A 20342-nucleotide genomic window follows, 5' to 3' on the forward strand; every position below is an offset into this window, starting at 1 on the left:
GTCCAAGCCCTCGAGCAGGGCGGCGAGGTCGAGCGAGGCCAGGGCGCCATCGGCGGCGGGGCGGGGATCCGTTGTCTCGACCCGCAGGCGTTCGAGCCAGATGTCCTCATGCACCCGGTTGGCGGCCGCCTGGATTTCGTCGGCCATCCGCCGGGGATCGGCCGCGATCTGGCCATGCAGCGGCGTGCGGCCGGTCAGCCGCACCCGCAGGGCCAGCAGCCGCCCATCCGCCGCCGCGGCCACCGGCCCGATCGCCTGTTCGATCCGCCGCAGGGCGCCGGCCTCATCCTCGACATCGGTCAGGTCGACGGTCGCGATCGCCCAGCGGGCGCGGTCGAGGATGAGGCGCCTTGTCCCCACGACATGGCCATCGGCGACGTCGACCAGGACAGCACCCTTGGGGCCGCATTCCCGGATGCTGCGCCCCTGCAGGTTGCCGGGATAGACGATCCAGGGATCGCGCGACAGCGCCTCATAGTCGTGGACATGGCCCAGGGCCCAGTACTGGTAGCCGCGCGAGGCCAGGTCCTGGACGGTGCAGGGCGCATAGACCGCATGGCCCGGCCGGCCGTCGCAGGAGGTGTGCAGCACCCCGATATTGAGCCAGCCCGGCACCGGGTCGGGATAGCCCAGGGCGTAGTTTTCGGGGACGGCACGGTCGGGGAAGCCGCGGCCGTGGAGGGCGACCTTCAGATCCTCGATTCGGAACGTCCCCGGCCGGTTGGTCGGGAACTGCGCGACGCTGTCGGGCAGAGAGATGGTCTTGGTCACCACGCTCGTGGCGTCGTGGTTGCCCTTGAGCAGGAACAGCGGAATGCCGACCCGGTCGAGCCGGGCGACCTCGCGGTTGAAGAACAGGCCGATCGAGGTGTCCCGCCACTCGCCGTCATAGACGTCGCCGGCGATGATGACGAAGGCGACCTCCGCCGCGATCGCCTGGGTGACCAGGTCGGTGAACGCCTCGCGGCTGGCCGCGGCGAAGCGCCTGGCCACGCCCGCATCCTTGAGGCCGAGGCCCGTCAGCGGGCTGCCGAGATGCAGGTCGGCCGCATGGAGGAATGTGAATCGCATCGATCCAGCTTAGGGACCGAACCGGACACCGTGAAGTGCCCGGGCGGTCGGCTTCTCAGTGGAGTTAACCTCCCCGGGGGTGGGCGCGCGGGTCGATGTGCAGGTCAGCTTCTCATTGCGCCTACCGCGATTTTCATTCTCATGGCGCAGCCGGTGCTTAGCGGGCGTCTGGGGCCGCCACGCACCCCTTCCATACCTCGTCTAGGCCGCGCTTGGTGGTGAGGAGGCTTCTGGGCTCTGTCCTCATCCGCTCGTCGAGGCACGACACGACACGATCGTAGCGGTCGACGTCGCATTTCATGTTCGCCACGGTGTTCCGCCAACCAGCGCGGTTCTTCAAGTCGGCAGTCCGTTCCGCCTCGACATCGCGGTTCGGATCGACCGTTGCTGAGTTAACGATCGCGAGCAACTGCAAGCCTGTCATTGCCGTCACCATGTCTCGACAGACGGGCGGCTCCGCGGCTGCGGCGGACATGCTGGCCATGAGACCGGCACTGAGTAATGCAAGCTTCCAGAACTGGCGCATTTAATACTCCCTTTGACGAAGCGTATGGCGGTCTCGGCTGCTAACGCAATCCGGTTCACAGCGGTGAGCGTGGCGGCCGGCGGTCGGCGGCCGCCGGTGACCGGACCCTATTCAATCCGCACCATTGCCATGTGCTAGCGGCGCACTGATCGAGATTGTGGCTGGGAGGGTCATTAACCTGTCGGAATAACAGTCGGATAATGTAGGTTATGGAAAATAGGCGACCACACTTAGACGACCAGGCGTGCCCTCGGCTGCTGGATTCTTTCGTGGCCGCGCCGGTTTTGCCCAACGCTTGAAACGCCTGCGCTCCGCTCCAATTCGACAGAGCCAGGCGGGTCGATCACAATTGGGCCAGAATAGGCACATTCGGTCCGCACAAACTGAACCAATAATGATAGATGCTTGTAAGTTTTGTCCGCCCGAGCTCTATATGTCTTGAGAATACAGAGGCCATCATACCAACTTGTGCTTAGGTAAATGGCATACTCAACGCCGGTGGCCTGAGGGCGTTCAATCACTACGGCGCCGGTAACTCGGCCGCCGCCTCGGATGTGCTCCTTAATTTCCGATTCCTGGACACCTTCCTCTCGTAGAATAAGCATTCCACCATAGCGGGACACGACGTTGCCGGACGCAGTGCTGTCCATTCGGGAGATCGCGTCGAGAAGAACGTGCAATGCAGTCTCAACTAATTGAGTGTCAGCCTCTTCGTAGGGGCGACTGATATTGCTCTCATGCCGATTTCCAATCAGCAGCGCATATCCACTCGGTTTGTCATAACTCCAAAGAAGGTAGGGCAACCCAAGGCATGCTGACAGTGTCGCAGCAGGCTCGGTCCGGTCATCACGAGCCGATGGACCCGCCGTGTAAAACGCCGTTGGCGGCTGGGGCAGGACAAGGTCTGTAGGGCGAGACTTCCCAGCGAATCCGATAGAGTGCCGATGCACGAACCGACCGACTCCCCCCTCCTCCCGCAGCAGCACAGCACGGTCGCAAATCGCACTTTCTGCCACAATCGATAGCGTGGATAGGCAAATCGCCGATGGACTCGACGCAGTCTGTCCCAACTGGTTGATCTCGCGAACAAGCCGAGCGATCGAACGGTATCGGTTAGCTTCGCGGTGCACCTGCGCGTGTTCCTCGACATGCCGCGCAACGCGTGCTCCGAGATCGGAGCACTCCCGCTTGTAAAACTCCAGTTCCCGTTCAAGGTCGGTGTGTTTCATTGGCGATATCGAATTATGGCTAGGAGGCCCGTCCAATCGAGTGCGCGGGGTGAGGTCTCAAATGGTGCGATCTCGACGCCCGAATAAAATCCGACAAGGGGCACCGATTTGTCCAGCCCGTTGGCGAGCAACTCCGCCTCCTCGATGGGCGACCCACTGCGCACACTCGCGCGGCCTGCACAATCGATATACAAAGCCATCATGCAATCGCACCTTTCAACGATCGAGTTTGCTGTTTCGACGCCCATACAAACCGAATCGATCATCAGCTGGTTGTTGCGCGCCATGACCTGCACCTTGGACCCGCACGTAAAGTCTGGCTCAAAAAGCGTTACTGATCCCGCGGCCCGATCGGCGGAAAGTATTAGGCGATTAACATAGTTGCCCTCGTTGAACGGTGCGTATGGATCTCCATGTTTTTGGCCGAGCGTGCCGCGAAGCGAAAGAGGTTCAGCGCCATTCGGCTGCGTCATCGAGTAGCTTAGGAGCCCTTCCAACACATCGAGCGCCGGTTTGCCGTCGAGCTCATATACCACCGCCCCGTCGATTCGTGTGATTTCCAGAAAGACCGATGCCGGCACGCAACCATTCATCACAATGGTCTCGGCTGTGAGGGCTGGTGGCCAAGCGAGCCCAACCACGGCGTGGCGGCGTACCCGAGATCCGTCAAACACCCAGCCCTCTGAAAGGTTAATGTCCGTCAGAAGGCCTCCGCCGAAAACCTGAGGTCGGGTACCGTCGCATCCGTCGTAAAAGCCGGCGACGATTTCACTGCCATGATGGAGTTTTGGCGGATTTGAGCTAGCCACTGAATCGAACCAGAGCGTGACTGTATCGCCATCGTTAATAGAGGGCCGCATCTGCTGAGCAAGCTTCCGGCCAGCTTCGTATTCGCCGCCATTTAAATCCGGTTCAACGAATATGCGGGGGGCCAATGCTGGATCCAAAATGGCGAGAATGGTCAATTCCAAGCCACTGTAACCATACCCATAACGGGAGATTCCTCCCGCGGCCGCTCCTCCGATTATAGGAATATCACCGTATCGCTTCTTGAGGACATCCAAGACATCGGCTCCGTTGAGCTTGCCACCGCAGAAAACAAGCAACATAGCCGGCTTAACAAATCCTATCTGATTTATACATATCATTGCCGCCGATCGAGCGGAGGAGCTCTTAGCATATGCGGAGATCACCGGAGCGACGGCAGTGTCTAGAGTGATCTGCAACATTTTACACAATATCTCTATTTGCGGATGACCATTTCGGACGACGGTATCTGAAACGTTAGTGCAATCACAACCAGATATTTTATCGAGTGTGTGCGTTTTTGCCTTTCGCACGCGTTTTTGGATGGTACTGTGGTGAAAATCTGCAAACGGCACATCTCCGGAAAAGGATGCCGTTCCTAGAAGGATGCTGCATGACATTGTGGGACTTAGGACGACGACAGACCGGTAAACGGGCGCTCAATCGCCCTCAAACCGGCATACGCCAGACAGGCCTATATCGGCTGTGGGTGGAAAACCGTCGTCACGCTGAAACGCTGCTTCCGCAGGGTCGGCTGCTAACCATGGCGGAGCGAAAAGCGGTCATGGACTGGTCGATGGAGTTCGCCGTTTGGGGTCTTCGCGCAGTGCCTTGCCCTCCGGTCGGAAACACCGCTCGCGTCGTGGAGGTCTATGGCCCGGACAATCTCGTTCCCGGCTACATCATCTATCCCGCGGGCAACAATGGCTTTGTCCTCGATGCATACGATGGCGTGCGCGAACCTGTTTCTGATCTCAGTGCAGCCCTAGCATTCGTGGCGGTCTGATGATGCGTCAAGGCGTGCCGGTGTTCCACCGACGTGACACATCTGGAACGTTTTCCATCCCTCACCGATCAGAGCGCGGCTACTTTCGATGCCAGGCCGGCGGCTTTTTCTCTTCTGCTTCCTCCAACCGCCTCCCCAGGTCTTTCTCCTGCTTCTCGGGGGATCGGTCCCTATCGTTTTCGGCAACCTGGCTGGAGCTCGGGGCGGTTCCCGGAGCCCGCCTGTCGAGTTCGCGGTCCGCGGCAGCAACCTCAAGCTTGATAATCACTAGCTCAGGTCCCCAAAGGACGGCCCGGACGGGACGCTGGGGTCCGTAGGTAAATGGCAGCCGGGCGGGTGTTGGAGCACCCACCCGGCTTTTGTCCTCACGATCACCGACTGGAAGATCAATGATTCGATGGAAGACACCGGACGATAACACGTCCGTGTGGGGTCTGCGCGTCGTCGCGCTCTCGAGACCGACCTGCACGCCCTTCGATAGTCGCCTGTCCGGCAAGCAAACAACACTCAGACCTTCGCAATGCGCGCCAAGGAGGGGGGCGTTCTTGCGGGTTGGTAATCCGCGGGCTCATTGCGCTGCGGCGTGCTACACGCCGCTGAATCCCACCTTCCCTTCTCAACTATCCGGATTTGACTGCCGTCCTCCGCTCGCGACCAAAGCGCGGGTCAACAATTCTGGTGCCGAGCATTCGAAATGCTGAGCCCGGACACGATGAGTCGTCGTGACCGGGCCATTCGCAAATTTGAGGAGGTGGATCTCCCACTCTATGAAGCGGCGAGAGCCTCGGATGGTGCCACGATTAGGGCCCATCTGCCGGGCATCGCCGCCAGGCGCGTGGCCCTGATGATCGCGATGTCACGGGCATTCCCCCACCTAGAAGGCGGGTGGCAGGGCGACACCTTCCATACCATCGTATTCGATGACGGTTGGTCGATGTGGCGTCGAAATATGGTTTTTAGCGGACCTGTATCGACTGAACCATGCGCAGTCTGCGGTAGGCCGTCCGTTTATCGGCAGCGTGGCACGGCCTTTTGCCGGGGCCACGGTCTTCATGATCTGGTTAGCGGTGTCTCCCACGGAAGTCCCTCCGCCACGGTGCTCCCTACCCGAGAGAAGCCCAGTTTCGACAACGTCCCAAGCGCGACGGCATTAAGCGTTCTGCCGGCATTGCGACGTGTCACGGAGATCCCCAAAAACCATCAAGGAGGAGCCCAGCGGTAGCATCGAGCAGTGCGATTCCAATGGGGCCGGACGGTCGTTTCGAACGCCGTTCGACCCCCTTCGCTGTCATCGTCCGGCGCCGGCTGATCGAACAAGAGGCGATTCACAGCTCGAACACCTCAGGCCTCACGAATCAATGAGTTTCGGCCGGGTCCTGATCCGGGCCGAGTTCTCGGTCCGTCTGATGCAATCACCCTGTGCTGCCGGTTACGTGATCTCGATCTATAGAGCTGATGGCAGGACCATCACGGACCACGAGGTGCGACCTCTGCTACATCAGCTGCCTGATGAAATGAGCGGGCGCCGGTCGAATATCCCGACAATGTCTTATTCGAGGCATCGGCGAACATTTGATCGATGGCGGCTCCCGGAGGACACGGCCGCGCACGTTCTTGGCATGAATCTGGGTCCGCGACGATCTGGGAGTGCATGGTCTGGCCCGCGCCTGCGCCGAAGCACGTGACGGAATGCTTGAGTCCGTCACAGCGAAACGCAACGACGGAGTTCGTCACCCTGTAATCAGTGCTCAAGCTATTTTGTTGGGGCGTCAATTGGCTCCGGCTGAAATGTATGTTGTGCCACGCCATACAGGTAGGGGCTTCCAGCTCGGCTGTTACCACTGCTTGGGTACGAGTTACTACGGTGACAGATCGAATTCCGGTAAGATTCCAAGATTCGCTACTCAGCCAGAGACAGCCGCCAATCCAGATATCTCAACAGCAAAAACCCCGCCCGAGAGACTCGGCCGGGGATTCGCTTAGATCCAGAACTTGCAATTCGGAGTCTAGACGAACCCCCACAAGCCGGTCAAGCGAAAGCCGAATTTTTCGGCGCGGGAAAACTTATCCTCATTTTGGAGACAACCCGCATGACCGCTGCCCTGCAGCCGGTAAACAATGGTTTGCACCCCAGATCCAGGCCGCCATCACGCAACAAGCTCGCGCTGATCGATGCCGCCTGGGTGTGCCATCACCTGCCGGACCTCGCCTACCTCACCCAGGCCGACAAGGCCATTCTGTGTGCCCTGATCCGCCACATCGATCAGGGCGCTCTCGACGCTGGCAAGTCGACCGTCTGGCCATCCACCCTCTGTCTCGCCCTCGACACCGGTTATACTCAGCGTCAGGTCATGCGCTCTCTTGCGCGCATGGAGGCCCGGCAGCTGATCCGCAGGTCCACGCCGCCACGGTGGCGAACCGCCCACACTGACCTGAGCGGGTTCATGGGCCTGGCGGCCGACGTCCTCGACGCCCATGCCTACGAGAAGAATCACCAGATCCGGGCCGTCAGCCGTGGCCCGATCGCCGTGCTGGTCGATGACACAGGGTCATACCCGAGTGACACAGAGTCACCCTCAACAGAAACAGACATTGAACCAGCCATCCCTGTTCAACAGAGTGATGCTCTGCGCGGTCAATTTTGTAGGCGGCCGGAAACGCCGGCCGCCGCTGCTGACCCATTCCAACACTCAATCAGCGCCAGCACCAACCGAGAGGCACAAGATTGCTCGCCAGGTCGAGCAGGCTTCCCCGCCGGCGCCCTATCGGGAACGTCCATCCCGGCGGAAATGCCCCGTGCCGCCCTTTCGGCGGCTTGGGAGGCGTCACCGACATTTCGCCGACTGATCGACGTCAACCGGCTGCAAGCAGCTCCCCTTGCTGAACTGGCGGCCGTCGTCGAGCGCGACTACCTAGCCACCGTTACCGGGATTCGAAACCCGCACCACATCTGGGCCTGGGCCGAGAACCGGCACGGCCTCGCCAACACCGTCCTCGGATGGCTAATTGCCTGCGATACACCGCCCTCGGCCGACCGGCCGGAGCGAAACCCCGGAGGATGGTTCACACGTTTCGCGACGGCCGAGCGGCCCTGGAATCTTGCTCGGAATCTCAGTCAGCTTGGCCAGGTAGCCAGGCACCCGCCACCGCCCGTGGCGGCCCAATCGACGACAGTCCCCGTCGCGATCCCCCAGGACAGTGAGTCGACGGACCTCAACCCGGCGGCCGCTGCCGCGGTCCTCGCTGCCTACCGCTCGGAATGGATCCAAGCCTTGACCCAGCGCATTGGGTCGTTCCGGGCTGAGTCCATCTGGAAGTCCTGGCTGAGCCAGGCGGTCGTGACCGGCGTCGAGGACGATCGCCTGCAGATCCGCGTCCGGGGAAAGGCCACAGCAGGCCGCCTGTACGAGAAATTCGACGACGTCTGCCGCATCGCCGCCCGGGCCGTCGGCTACGACGGGGCAGATTTCTTCAGCGGGACATCAACCCGATGATCGCCTCTGGCGTCGACGCAATCGCTGGCGGTCGAGGACTTCGCCCTTCTCTCCCCCGAGGCAGCTTCTGCCCAGCTTCCTGCGCGCCCGAGAGCGCTCCTTGCAGCCGTGTCCCCGCGAAACCGCTTTCCCCGTTCAACCCACTGCTCACGCGGCCACGGGAAGCATGTTGGAGCAACATGCTTTGCCGATAGAGCGACTGCTAATAGGAGCCGATGGGACGCTACTCGATGCCGAACCCGGGCGACTGGCGGGACGGGAGGATGTACCTGTTCATCATGACCGGCGAGCAGCCCTGGTTTGGCGACGGGAATTTCGAATTGATCTCCTACCACTCCACGAGACGACGTTGGTCTCTGGCGCATTACCGGTGGAGCCTACCATCCTTGCCACGGCCTGGATGATGGGGTGACCGATATGCTCGCGACGTTCTACAGCTCGGGCTATTGCAATGGGCTGCGCGATGGGGAGGCACATGCAAGGAGCTGCATTTGGGCATCGCTCGGGCTAGCGGAGTGAGGATCATGATGGCTGTCAGATACGCATCTGCCTATCTACGCGAGCAGATCAAGGCTGCACCGGAAACTCTCTTTATTTTCGGCGACAACTTCGATCAGAAGGGGTTCGGAGGCCAGGCTGCTGAGGCCCGAGGCGAGCCGAACGCTGTCGGCATTCCAACGAAACGCGCGCCGTCGATGCTGCCGGATGCATTCCTGATCGACGCGGACCTGTCCCAGCTGCAGGCGGCCGCTGCCCCTGCTCTTGAGCGTCTGCGTGGCCATCTCGACGCCGGCGGCGACGTCATCATGCCTGCGGCCGGGACCGGGACGGGACTTGCCCAGATGGCCATCCGGGCGCCTGCCTGCTGGGCGTGGCTGTGCGCCCAGTTGGAGGCTTTGGCAATCGAGAACCCGGCGGAGCCTCCCTCTAAGCGCAATTAGGCGCCCTGGCCTGCACCGACCAAGCTGGGGACCACGCAGTGCGAGGAGGCGCCGCTCCTCCTCGATCTCGTCCTTCGAGCCAGTGCCGTCACCGCTTTCACCTTCATCGGGACGGAGGAGTTCAGTCATGTGACCGGACGACTGCGTTATGATCCGCTGGCCAAAGGCAACATCACGCTGGTCGAGGCGGACGTTCACCGGTGACGGAGTGGTGGATTTCCAAATCCGCCTGTCCGGGAATTTGACGTTGGTGGCGGGCCATGGCCGGGGAATCTGGACTTCCGGGCGAAGAACGCCGTCGGTGACCACATCGCAAGTGCCACAACGAGCAGGTCGGCTGGCAGCCCAGTGGCCTCACGGCTCTAGCTGCCAGCCGATTGGGCCGATCCGCAGAAAGTTGGTCTAGGACCCTAACTCGAAACGCGTTCAGGCAGTTGCAGCTTTCGCCACCGCCGGCTTACGGGCACGCGGTGTCTTGGCCGAGGTCGGCACGGGTGCCTGGGCCGGTGCAGCTGAGCGCCGGCCGAGGCCGATCGACTTCGCCAGAGAGCTGCGCTGCTGAGCGTAATTTGGTGCCACCATCGGGTAGTCGGCCGGGAGCCCCCAACGCTCGCGGTACTGGTCGGGGGTCATGCCATAGGCCGACGACAGGTGCCGCTTCAGCATCTTCAGCTTCTTGCCGTCCTCGAGGCAGACGAGGTAGTCCGGCTGGACCGACTTGCGGATAGACACCGCAGGCTCCGGCCGGACCGGGCTCACCGGCTCTGTCGGCTTCCCCAATCCGCTCAGCGCGCCATACACCTGTGCGATCAACCCAGGCAGATCCGCTGGCGCGACGTTGTTGTGCCCGACGTGGGCTGAGACGATTTGGACAGTGAGGCGGCGTGTTTCGTCCGCCGTCGCATGAGAGGATATCGAGCCAACGTCGCTCATCAAACACTCCGATGGTTTCGCCATATCGAATTATTGCAAAATCGCGAGCAGCGCTGGTTGATTATAGATAGTACCTCGATCAATCAACAGCCCTGTTCTTTGCCACCGAATGTTTCTGGGAGGGATCTGCATTATAGGCCGAGATCCGGGCCTTCGTCCACCCTCATCCGGAAGAAATGCCCCTGCTCCGGATCTTGTGGCTTCCGAAGCCTCCAGGATCAGTGACAATCTGGTGCTTCCTCCTATATGGATTGGCATGTCCTCTTCAGAGAGCACAGCCGGCGACCAGGTCGCCGACCTTGTCTGCCTGCAGGTGGAGCGAGCGCGTGCGAATGGCCTCAAGCCCGGGGAGATGGTCGAGGGCGCCGAGGTCATCGTCCTCCGGCGCAATCCTGAGACCGGCAAGAAGCATTTCGGTCTCCTCAAATGGGGCTTGGTCCCCAACTGGGCTCCCGACATGTCACGGCCGCACTTCCATGCCCGGGCCGAGAGCCAATGCCGCGAGATCGTGGCCGCAGACTATCCCCTGGCCAAGGTGGAGCTAGTCGCGGCGATCGACGCCGAGCGTGCCCGGCTTGCGCGCGGCGAATCCCCCAACGCTGCTGACCAGCGCTGCGACGCCGCAGGCCGGCCCGTGTTTCCGGTTGCGGTTTACGTCCAGCCCCCAAGGTAGTTCCAGGCGCCGCGGCCGTCGGCACTGTTCATGAAGTGCCGACATGGAAATCCATGGCGGATTCGACGCCTATACCGAGGCCGATCACGAGCGATTTAAGGCGGAGGCTGAAGCTGTCACGGAGCGGTCCGCGACCCGCCCAGCTGGCCAAGCCGTATGCGACATCGCCGGAGGGGCGTGAAACAACGAGAGCTTCTCGCTGACGGGCTTCAATCATCGGGTCTGGCCCGCGGACGAGACCACCGACGATTTTGCTGACGCGTGCGTCCAATGGCGCTCGGAAGGCCACGACTATGAGCTGACGTTGCGCTACCACGTCATCCAAGGCTGGGCCCAGGTCGCCCTTGAGGTCGACGGTGTAGATGTCGCAGACGTGAAGGGTCAGGCGACCGTCGGCGAAGAGCCGATGAAGATCACGGTCACCGGCGGCATGGAATACGAGATCGGACCGTGGGAAGACCACGTCGTCGCTGTCGCCGCCCAGCTCCGGGCGCTCGATGGAAAATGACGAGGATCATCGCCGGGGTCTCGGGCTAGACGGGGATGGTGACGATCCGCTGCCCCGGCTAGAATACGTGTCCTCGACTCCAGCCGGATCCGCGCGTGACATGAGCCAAGACTCTGATCTGGCGGCGCCTCGGTGCTGTGTGCCTGGCTGCGGCAATTGGGGGACCTATGGCCACGGGCCGGCGCATGGCATGGGGTCTGCGGCCAGCATCTGGTATTGCCGAGCGCACGATCCGGCCAAGGGGCTTGGCTCACCCGGCCTTCCCGAGGCAGCCCGGCCGATACCGGTATTGCCTCGGCCGCTGCAACGGTTCCTGTAGGTGCTGATGACGGTCGGGAACGCCTGACACCCGGGTGATGTTGGAGACTCGTCCCGAGCTGCAGCTGGTGGTCGACATGGCGCCGCGTGCGAACTGGAAAGGTCATCTCAGACTTGGCGCCGTCAGCTGCGCGGTCGCGCTGTACACCGCCATCGGCGAGAGCGACGACGAGATCCACCTCAACATGGTGAACCGAAAGACCGGTCACCGGCTGAAGCGACAATTCGTCGACAGCGAGACCGAGGAGGTGGTCGACCGAGAACACCAGGTGAAGGGCTACGAGGTCGACAGTGGCCGGTATATCGTGCTCACTCCGGAGGAGATCGAGGCCGCCGTCCCTGACAGCACGAAGATCATCGAGCTGGAGAGTTTCGTTTCGTGCAGCCAGGTCGAGCGCCTGGTCATCGAGCGTCCTTACTACCTTGCCCCGTCGGACGCCGTCGCCGTCGAGGCCTTTGCGGTCATCCGCGAGGCAATGCGCCAGGCGAACGTGGCCGGCATCGGTCGCACGGTGCTATTCCGTCGGGATCGGGTTCTGCTGCTGTTTCCCGAAGGTCAGGGCATGCTCGCGAACTTGCTGCACTTCGATTACGAAATGCGCGACGAGGCCACGGCCTTCAGTGAAATTCCGAAAGGAAAGCTCGACAAGGAGATGCTGGATCTCGGCACGCATATCATCAAGGGTAAGATGGGCAAGTTCGAGCCAGCAACGTTCGAAGACCACTACGAAGAGGCGCTGACCGAACTCATCCGCGCGAAGCAGCGCGGCGAGAAGATCAAGCCTCCGCCTAAGCCCAAGACCAACGTTGTCGACCTCCGCGAAGCCCTGCGGCAAAGCGCTGGTCTGGACGGGAAGTCGGCACCGAAAAAGTCGGGCAAGCGGGTGTCCGGCAAGAAGGCAGCCCCGGCAGCCGCGTCGCCCAGCGGCAGGAAGCGCAAGAGCGCCTAACCCGACCATGGCACGAAGTCAGGCAGATCGCATCGAGGGGACAGGGACACTGTCGAGCCCCCGTCTAGGTTTGCGCTGGTCTGGTCGCTACAGGGTCGCGGCCCGCATACCTAGAGATGCCGCGCCCCACCGCTCTTTTGGAGCCTTCCTCACGGATGAGCCTGTTGATCTCCGCTTTCTCGATGATTTTATTGCCGGTGCCGAGCTGCTGCTGACGCTGGAGAACGGCCAGGCCGTGACGGTGAGGGTCGGCGGTGTTGGCGATCACAAGCTAGTGCTGTTTGGCGCCCAGGTGCAGTGACGCCCTGAAGCCATGGCGATCCCCGACCAGGTCGGGGCTGGGCTCACTACGCTAGTCGCCGGAGGCGCCAAGCTCCGCCGAGCCGCCAAGCGGCGTCTCGGCCCTTCCGGGTAACGATCCCGATCGCGTTCCATATGGAGCGAACGGTGCGGGGCCACACTGGTCGGTTGCCGGCTTCGCCGTCGGCATCCTCAACCGCCCAGAGAGGCCTTTTCCGCCCCTCCACGCATGGCGCTCGGGCCGGGTGCCGGCTCCGCCGTCGCTATACTCACCCGTCCCGGGATCCCTCAGATCAGTTCGGCCGCCTTCGGCCGCCAAACCAGGCCGGCGCATGGCGCCGGCAGCGCCACAAGCCCGCGGACGCGGGCCTGGAAACCTGTTCCTGTTTCGGTCCGGTCAGGGGAAATCGGGGGCACCCCAGTCTTCGTCCCCCCGAGAGGGGCCTTGCAGACCGGCGCAGGCGCCGCCCGGGCTTGGCCCGGGTGGGGACTCCACCCCCGATTTCCCCTGGCCCTCCCTGATGCCCGGCTCGCCGCCTGGCGTCTTCAGCCGCATGCGCGGCCGAAGCGCATTTCAGCGGAGGAAATACTGATGAGCGAAACCCGGATCATCCAGCGCGGCACTCGGATTTACTGCATTCTCGCCCATGCCGGCGAAGGAGTCGTGACGGCAGCGGAGGCCGATCCCGTGGACGGGCAGGAATTTGTCCTTGGAGCGCGTGGCCTTGTGCGGGTGCCAGAGCCGGCAGGGGACCGCCAGCGCTATGACGTCGTGTTCCGGAATGGACATTTCTCTCGGGGCGTGCCGGACAGCATCGTCCGAGGTGTCCAATGGCGGATCCTGGAGGGCGACGCCGACGAAGAGGAAATCGAGGTGCTGCTGGCCGCGCATGAGCAGCAGCGGGCCGAGACAGAGGCCGCGGTTGAGCGGCAACGGATCGCATTCGAGGTCGAGAAGGACCGCCTGAGGGCAGATCCGGCCCATCGGCACCTGACCCAGGGTGACGATGCGTCGAGCGGGCTCCTGGCCGGTAAGAACATCCGCGCGATCCTGAAGCACGAATTCCCCCGGACCAAATTCTCGGTTCAAAAGCGTTCCTGGGGCTCGGTCTCAATCCATTGGCAGGACGGCCCGACAGATGCCCAGGTCAACGACCTGGTGGGCCGGTTCCAGAGCGGCAGCTTTAACAGTTCCGAGGATCTTTATGTCAACGCCAAGAGCCCGTGGAATGTCGTGTTCGGTGGCGCGCGGTACGTCAGCCTGATCCGAGAACTCAGCTCCGCGCTGATCACACATGCCATTGCCGCGGTGATGGTAGATCTCGGCGATGTCGGCATCGGTGTGCCGACAGCAGAGGACTATTTTGCCGGCCGGCTCTGGGACGTAGAGGCGCCCGGCGCCAACAATCTCGAAGCCCTCATCCGGCGGCATGCCGCAGGCTTGGCCGGCTGATCCTACAGGGACAGAAGCGGGCCGCGGCTGTCGGCACTGCCGGCGTGTCATCGGACAACCGGAAGCCGTCGAGAGTTGACGACCAAGCTTATGAAGCTGGAGGCGACCGTAGCGCTTACGAAGAGCGCGAACGCCGCTCCCAGCGCCGCGTCATCGTCGGCGCCAGCATGATGGGGATCTGGGGGCGGATCCAGCGCGAGGGCGAGGTGGTGCACCTCATCGCCCGCCGGATGACGGACCTGTCCGCGATGCTGGGAAGCGTTGGAGAGCGTGACTCGGGCTTCCCCCTGCCGCACGGACGTGGCGACGAGGCGCACCGCGGTGGCACCGGTTTGGATCCGCGCGACGTGCCACCCAAGGGCTTCCGGACACGGGACATGTACACGCCCGACCTGCACATCGACACGATCAAGGTGAAGGCACGGGACTTCAAGTAGGTCCGGCGGATCGGGGCGTTGTAGGACAGGCCGTACTCGGCCTCCATGACATGGATCGCCACGTCGATGGGATTGATCGAGCTCATAATCGTCTCCTCAAGAAAAATCAGATGAGCGGGCGAACTGTAGCGGCGCGCCCGGCCGCCAACTGTTGGTAATCCATGTCGTAGGTCGCCTGCAGCTCGTCGCTATCGCCCTTCGGGCCGACGTGAGCGACATGAAGCTGCGCGTCGGGCAGCGGCTGCTGCATGGCGATCGCCTGCTCCACGGGTGCCGTTAGCCAAGCTTGCCATTTATCCGGCGACAGGATCACCAGCATGGCCTTTTCGTGGATCGGCCTGATGATGCTGTTCGGTTCCGTGGTGAGGAACGAGAACAGTCTGTGCTCGCCCACGACCGGATCGGCCTTCGTCCCGCGGGTGCCGGTCCAGGGGCGCTAGATGCCCCCAAACGCGAAGGGCGGCCGCGAGTCGGGGGAACCATCCTTCACCGCAAACCAGGCCACGGGCTTTTTTCAAGATCGGATCCGGTTGGGGCATGTACTCGCTGAATGCCGTGGCCGGCACGACCACACGCCACTCCGGCTTCAGCCACCCCCTCCAGAAGTTGCTCGAAAGGTTGCGGACGCTCGTCACATAGGACGGATTCGGGCCGACCGGGGGAAAGCCCCAGCACATCATCTCCATGCGGCGGCTTCCATTGGCGTCGAGGCGCACGACCGGGGCCAGGTAGTCCGGGAACACCGAAGCCATCCCGGCGAAGTTACCAAGATCCACGTTCAGCGCCTCGGCCAGCCTGCGCAATTCGTCCTGGCTCGTGTTCACCGCGTAAAGGTTGCACATCGCGCGCTCCGTGAATTTGGCCACAGTCTGCACGCAACAGGCGTAGGGGAAAAGTGCAGCTTGGCATTGATTTGGACTGCACTGCGGCGGCCAACAGCGATCACCTCCCCCCTAGCCCATGTCAAAGCGCAGAAATAAAATGCGGATCGCGCAAAGATAGTCGAAGAAGTGGGCGTTGAATACTCTCCTGGCCGGCAGAGATCTGCCGGCCAGGACACTTGACTTTAACGTCCGCTCTGAGGCTATCCCACCTGCTTGAACGTGATGTAGTTCTGCAGGCCTTGCGTACCGCCGGAAAGCTGGATGCCTCCGGTTCGTTTGTTGACTACCTGCACACTCAGCCGCGTGTTCGGATCGAACGGGTCGGTGAACTGCCCGGCTACAAGCTGCCAGATCAACAGTGTTCCATTCCAGCGCCACTGCCGTTTGGTCTCTGGATCCCACCAGATCATGCCGTCCATGCCGGAACTCAGCTGCTGAGACGGGCGATTCTGCCCGATATACGGGTTAAGCACGGTGACGGGGCTCGAGAACGTGAACGGCATCGAGAATTCGGAGCCGGCCTTGGATGCCCAATACTCGATGGTCTCCAACTGGTTCGGACTTCCAACCCTGGGAGCCGCAACGCCCGCTAGGGACAAGTCATTCGACTCCTGGACGAGACGGATCTCGAACCCATCCCCAACTGCAACGGTCGAATCCACGGTCAGACATCCGGCGACCTGGAACACGCCGGAGGTGTTCGGCAGATAGCGGCTGGCGTTGGCGGTCCCGCCGGGACCGAACCGGTGTTCTGGATCGCCCGTAACCGTCCATGTGACCGCGGTCTGCGCCCCTCCCCCGGGCAGGAGTTGGAATGTCCCAATGTTGATACGGCCGGATGCGGCGCCGGTCCCGGGGTTGCCGAAGAGCTGGGCTCCGTTCAGGCGGTACGTGATCCCAGTCCCCAGCGCGTTGCGCCAGTTCGCGACCAGGGCGCCATGCTCGCCGGCGATGGCATTCAACGGATTCACCACGTCGGTGGCCGCCGTCAATGAGTTCGCCCCGAGATCGACACCGGTCACTCCCTCGTCATTGATCAACACGATCATGGTGCCGCCGCTGCTGATGGTCATGTCCGGCGGCAGCGCCAGTGTCATCGTGCCGGCGAAGGCCAGAAGCACTGGGGTCGTCGACGTCGCCGTGGCGTTCGCCGACATCGTCAGCGAATTGGCGGCGACGGTCAAAACGTGCGCTCCGGTCGGGATCCCGGGGCCGCTGATGGGAGCGTTCGCGATGACGCCGGTGGTGACAATACCGGAGATCGTGGCCGATCCATTGACGGTATTACCGGCACGATTAGAGATGGGTGGCGTGATGACGGTGATTGTGGTTTCCGATGACGTGTGACCACCGAAGGAAATTGGCGTCGAGCCGTTCAAGATCTCCACCCGAGCCCCAACCTTGAACGTAGAACTGCCGAGTGGAGACGTACGTGTGGCGACGACCACGGTCTGCCCGGCGATGGTGGTGACGCTGGTCTGGGGAACCGACGCGCCCTGCGGCTGGGACCGGTGTCGATTGCTGCTGACAATGATGCCGGTGTTCGCGGATGAAGCGTTACCGGGATCGAACTTGATCTGCTCACCTGGAATCTGCGATTGCCAGTCCGTGTTGATTGGCCAGGCCGTGACCCAGGAATTGCACCGGTTGAACGAAATCTCGGCTCCATCGACGCCGTCCAGAAGCACATGGCAATAGGTGTTCGAGTCGAATTCGTTTTGCGACAGCCGAATCATCTCGGCGCTGGAATCGGTGCGCCGCAACCAGACGCCGGGATAGAATCCAGGGCCACCTTCCTCGAAATGCATGCCATTGGTCGAGACGCCGGTGCACTTCATGTCGAAGCCGTTGCCGCCGAAGACAACTCCGCCCTCCATGTTCCCCGAGATCGTGCAGTTCTCGACGGACAGCCCGCTCGACGAGAAGTGTGGGAACACCAGCCCGACACCGTCGCAGTTCACGATCTCGGTGCGAATGATCCGAGTGTGTGCGGTGGTGTAAGGATCGGGATTGTCAAAGAGATGGTCGTTGGATTCGTAATAGTTGGCCCCAGAATTGACGATCTCGTAGTCCACCACGCCACCATTGGGCGAGATGAAGCTTAGAGCCACGCCTGTTGCGGTTGCAGTGGCCGCCTGCGACAAAGTGATGGCGGTTCCGCTATTCACACTCAGGATGGTGGTGCCCGGCACAATCCCCGGACCGCTAACCACATAACCGGCCACCAACTCCGCCGTGCTGCCGAGCCCGTCCACGCTGGTGTTCGAATGGGTATTCCCAGTTGCGGAGGTGAAGCCGTAGTCGGGCGAGTAGAATGTCAGCGGTGTCCCCACAAGCGACGACGTCGGCGTTGCCGACAGGTTCAAAGTGTTGGCGCTTCCGACCGCGGTCACGACCGTGCCATCCGGCACACCGGTGCCGCGAACATGATAGCCAACCTGGACCTTGCCGTTGATCTTCCCCACGGTGCCGCCGATGGTCAGAACCACGCCGGTGTTTGTCGCCGTGGCGTTGGCCGACAGCTGCAACATATCGAAATCGACCACCCTAACCACCGTCGCGCCGGTCGGGATGCCGGTCCCGGAGACCGAGCATCCCTTCGCGATTCCTGTCGTGCCGGTAGTGACGGTGACCAGATTCGAGTTCATTACAGTGTTGCCGCTTCCAGACAGAAAGATCCCCGTAACGAGGTTGTTGGGGTCGGTCGCGCTGATCGTGGCATTCAAGGTGAACGAGGTTTTCGCTTTGCCCACAAAGCCCGTCCCACACCCGCGCACGGTGATCGCGTCACCATCACGATAGCCGCTGCCGATACGGTAGATGCGGAACCCGGTCACCGCGCCGTCGGTGTTGATGCTTAGCGTGGCGGAGGCGACGTCCTTGATCGCCTTTTTCGAAAGGGTGAACTGGCCCGCGCCGATCGCGGTGACGTTGGTGTCTGGAGGAATGCCGTCGCCCGAAATGAACGCAGTTGCCCCCGCGGTGAAGCCGCTGGTGTCAGCCACCGTCGTGATGATGTCCGAGTTATTGGTCACACGCCCGGTGGTCTGCTTGAAATTCACCCTGGCCTGCAGATGGGGCGGGCGCCCGGTGGGGCGGAAGCGGTCCACAGTCACCCACGGTTTGTCGTTCGGCAGATCGACGCCCAAGCCGTCATTATTGTTGACCGACGTATTCTGCTCGCACGCCCAGATGCCATGGCCGGCGATGCCGCTGATCCCGCAGTCTTCGATCAGCATCTCAACGCAGTTGCCCAGATCGATGGCGGCCTGCTGCGACCAGTAAGGCTGGGTGGAGAACGCCACAATCGACAACGCCTTGATGTGTCCACCCCACATGAACTGGGAGTATACGGAGCCACGAATTTTCAGCAGCGACGTACGGTTGGTGATGCTGCAGAACAGTCTGGATGCGTCGCGGCCAAACCCCCTCATGCGCAGTGCATTGGCGCGGTTTGACGTGAAGAATGTCAGCGTCGACGTGATGTTGTAGTCCCCAGGTGGCAATATCACTTCGCCGTCGTTGACGCGCTGGTAGTCGAGCGCCTTCTGGACAAACGCCGTATCGTCGCCGCTGAACCCGTCGCCCCGTGCACCAAACCACCTGACGTTGATCTCGCCGCCATTTTCAACCCGGCGAAGCCATCTGCCACTGCCAGGATGGCTTGGCGGATTGATTACCATATTCCTATCGTCTGGCAGTGAACTAGTCGGGTCCCAGACAAAGTCACCACCGCCGCCGTCCCCGGCAGCATAGTAGCCGCTCACAGCAATTGTGGTCGCGGAAGCGGCGGTGGGCGCCGCCAATGCTTGCAACTCTGCGATCGAATTCACGATAGAGACGTCCATTGATCTCTCCTATTCCAAATTTATTCTGCCGTATTTGCGGCAGAAATTGCAGTCGCCATAAGACTATGATTTCGATTAGAGTCTAAAACAATAAACATTTCGTTTATTACAATGATGAACATTTTGTTTACCGTTCCGGTCGGCGCTCGGCGCTCGGCGCTGGTGGTTGCCCGTGCTCTCGGGGCACCGCAAAGTTTTCCCGCCAATGCACCTTGAGACGGCCTCCTCCAACATTCGAGAACGTGCTGGCGACACGCTGGATTTATTCCGACCGGAGCAGCCTGTCCGTAAAATATCCGACCCAGAGGCTCTCGTGCCGCCGTTAGATCCGGGCCGAGGCGTAGCTCTTCCAGAGTCCGTGCTCCATCGCCTTGTCAATGGGATGCCCAACAGGTCGGCTGCGATCATCGTCCCGGCCGGCCGGCTGTGCGCTGAGAACTGCTCCGGGCCAACACCGGTGTGCGCGATGACGCCCTTGACCCTGCGCGCGATCATGCCCGGATTGACCGGCAACCTGGCGGCCGCCGCGGTCGAGGCGGCAGAAAAGTTAGCCCGGCTCATCGCCTGGGCTGCGAGCCAGCGGCGCAGCGCATCGGCGCAAAGCGGCGAGTCGGGCACTGCCTCGATGTCGACTTCGGCACCATGGCGCTCCTGCCCGGCCTTGGGCCGGCCGACGAACAGTACTAGGCCCTCGGCGGAGAACGACACATCCAGGAAATCGAAGGCCGCAAACTCGGACCGGCGGCAACCCCGGAGGAGCCGAGGCGCGTTAGCGCCATAAGCGGCAGCCGCTGTGGCGGCCCAAAAGCAGACGGCGCCGCGCTCCGTAGAATCTTGCCCTTCTCCGCCAGCTTATGTCTCAGAGCGTGCCCCGAAGCGGACATAGCCCACGGCTCTTCGCGGACGCTCGGGGGCGGAGATCACCTCGACGAGCACGGGAACAGCGGCAACCCTCCGGCGGAGG

The 20342-nt window shown here is 62.0% G+C and carries 17 protein-coding genes; 8 read left to right on the forward strand and 9 right to left on the reverse strand.

Features of this window, described 5'->3' with window-relative positions:
- The 4 genes from AC3XYG_RS18715 to AC3XYG_RS18730 all read right to left on the reverse strand — a co-directional run.
- Nucleotides 1-1071 (reverse strand): metallophosphoesterase family protein (locus AC3XYG_RS18715; RefSeq protein ID WP_489141369.1); only part of this gene is annotated, 1071 nt, incomplete at its 3' end.
- A 157-nt stretch (nt 1072-1228) separates the two neighbouring features.
- Nucleotides 1229-1597, reverse strand: a complete 369-nt coding sequence (locus AC3XYG_RS18720; RefSeq protein ID WP_489141370.1) for a hypothetical protein — start codon at nt 1595-1597, stop codon at nt 1229-1231.
- Nucleotides 1598-1827: 230 nt separating this feature from the next.
- Nucleotides 1828-2826 carry a hypothetical protein gene (locus tag AC3XYG_RS18725; RefSeq protein ID WP_489141371.1) on the reverse strand — a complete coding sequence of 333 codons (999 nt, stop codon included), beginning with the start codon at nt 2824-2826 and terminating at the stop codon, nt 1828-1830.
- Nucleotides 2823-4055, reverse strand: coding sequence for an FIST signal transduction protein (locus tag AC3XYG_RS18730; RefSeq protein WP_489141372.1), 1233 nt, complete (start codon nt 4053-4055; stop codon nt 2823-2825). Before AC3XYG_RS18730 ends, AC3XYG_RS18725 begins: the two co-directional genes overlap by 4 nt.
- A gap of 191 nt (nt 4056-4246) precedes the next feature.
- Between AC3XYG_RS18730 and AC3XYG_RS18735 the strand changes: the two genes are divergently transcribed.
- From AC3XYG_RS18735 to AC3XYG_RS18745, 3 genes are all read left to right on the forward strand, one after another.
- A complete protein-coding gene (locus AC3XYG_RS18735; protein WP_489141373.1) occupies nt 4247-4639 on the forward strand; it encodes a hypothetical protein in 393 nt (130 codons plus the stop codon).
- Between the two features lie 2090 nt (nt 4640-6729).
- The gene (locus tag AC3XYG_RS18740) at nt 6730-8133 is read left to right on the forward strand and encodes a hypothetical protein (protein WP_489141374.1); all 1404 of its coding nucleotides are present in this window, start codon (nt 6730-6732) and stop codon (nt 8131-8133) included.
- A 524-nt stretch (nt 8134-8657) separates the two neighbouring features.
- Nucleotides 8658-9074 (forward strand): DUF7831 domain-containing protein, encoded by a 417-nt coding sequence (locus tag AC3XYG_RS18745; RefSeq protein ID WP_489141375.1) that lies wholly within the window; start codon nt 8658-8660, stop codon nt 9072-9074.
- A gap of 426 nt (nt 9075-9500) precedes the next feature.
- Here AC3XYG_RS18745 and AC3XYG_RS18750 read toward each other — a convergent pair whose 3' ends face one another.
- Nucleotides 9501-9989 (reverse strand): Ros/MucR family transcriptional regulator, encoded by a 489-nt coding sequence (locus tag AC3XYG_RS18750; RefSeq protein WP_507021935.1) that lies wholly within the window; start codon nt 9987-9989, stop codon nt 9501-9503.
- A 214-nt stretch (nt 9990-10203) separates the two neighbouring features.
- On the opposite strand from AC3XYG_RS18750, the gene AC3XYG_RS18755 reads away from it, so the two are divergent.
- The 3 genes from AC3XYG_RS18755 to ku all read left to right on the forward strand — a co-directional run bounded on the left by AC3XYG_RS18755 (nt 10204) and on the right by ku (nt 12456).
- Entirely contained in the window at nt 10204-10680 is a 477-nt protein-coding gene (locus tag AC3XYG_RS18755) for an SOS response-associated peptidase family protein (RefSeq protein ID WP_489141377.1), read from the forward strand.
- A 304-nt stretch (nt 10681-10984) separates the two neighbouring features.
- Complete coding sequence (locus tag AC3XYG_RS18760) at nt 10985-11188, forward strand: hypothetical protein (protein ID WP_489141378.1); 204 nt, start codon at nt 10985-10987, stop codon at nt 11186-11188.
- Nucleotides 11189-11544: 356 nt separating this feature from the next.
- Nucleotides 11545-12456 (forward strand): non-homologous end joining protein Ku, encoded by a 912-nt coding sequence (gene ku, locus AC3XYG_RS18765; protein ID WP_489141396.1) that lies wholly within the window; start codon nt 11545-11547, stop codon nt 12454-12456.
- A 64-nt stretch (nt 12457-12520) separates the two neighbouring features.
- On the opposite strand, the gene AC3XYG_RS18770 is transcribed toward ku, so the two are convergent.
- Complete coding sequence (locus AC3XYG_RS18770) at nt 12521-12724, reverse strand: hypothetical protein (RefSeq protein WP_489141379.1); 204 nt, start codon at nt 12722-12724, stop codon at nt 12521-12523.
- Between the two features lie 624 nt (nt 12725-13348).
- Between AC3XYG_RS18770 and AC3XYG_RS18775 the strand changes: the two genes are divergently transcribed.
- Both AC3XYG_RS18775 and AC3XYG_RS18780 read left to right on the forward strand, forming a co-directional pair.
- Nucleotides 13349-14209, forward strand: coding sequence for an LPD29 domain-containing protein (locus tag AC3XYG_RS18775; RefSeq protein ID WP_489141380.1), 861 nt, complete (start codon nt 13349-13351; stop codon nt 14207-14209).
- A gap of 44 nt (nt 14210-14253) precedes the next feature.
- Complete coding sequence (locus AC3XYG_RS18780; protein ID WP_489141381.1) at nt 14254-14646, forward strand: hypothetical protein; 393 nt, start codon at nt 14254-14256, stop codon at nt 14644-14646.
- Between the two features lie 106 nt (nt 14647-14752).
- Here the strand turns inward: AC3XYG_RS18780 and AC3XYG_RS18785 are convergent, their stop codons facing one another.
- From AC3XYG_RS18785 to AC3XYG_RS18795, 3 genes are all read right to left on the reverse strand, one after another.
- On the reverse strand, nt 14753-15040 hold the full coding sequence (locus AC3XYG_RS18785) for an SOS response-associated peptidase family protein (protein ID WP_489141382.1): 288 nt from the start codon (nt 15038-15040) through the stop codon (nt 14753-14755).
- A complete protein-coding gene (locus AC3XYG_RS18790; protein ID WP_489141397.1) occupies nt 14940-15488 on the reverse strand; it encodes an SOS response-associated peptidase family protein in 549 nt (182 codons plus the stop codon). The genes AC3XYG_RS18785 and AC3XYG_RS18790 overlap by 101 nt, the downstream gene beginning before the upstream one ends.
- Nucleotides 15489-15730: 242 nt before the next feature.
- The gene (locus tag AC3XYG_RS18795; RefSeq protein ID WP_489141383.1) at nt 15731-19378 is read right to left on the reverse strand and encodes a putative phage tail protein; all 3648 of its coding nucleotides are present in this window, start codon (nt 19376-19378) and stop codon (nt 15731-15733) included.
- Nucleotides 19379-20342: the final 964 nt, after the last annotated feature.

It is taken from the genome of Inquilinus sp., assembly GCF_057815775.1.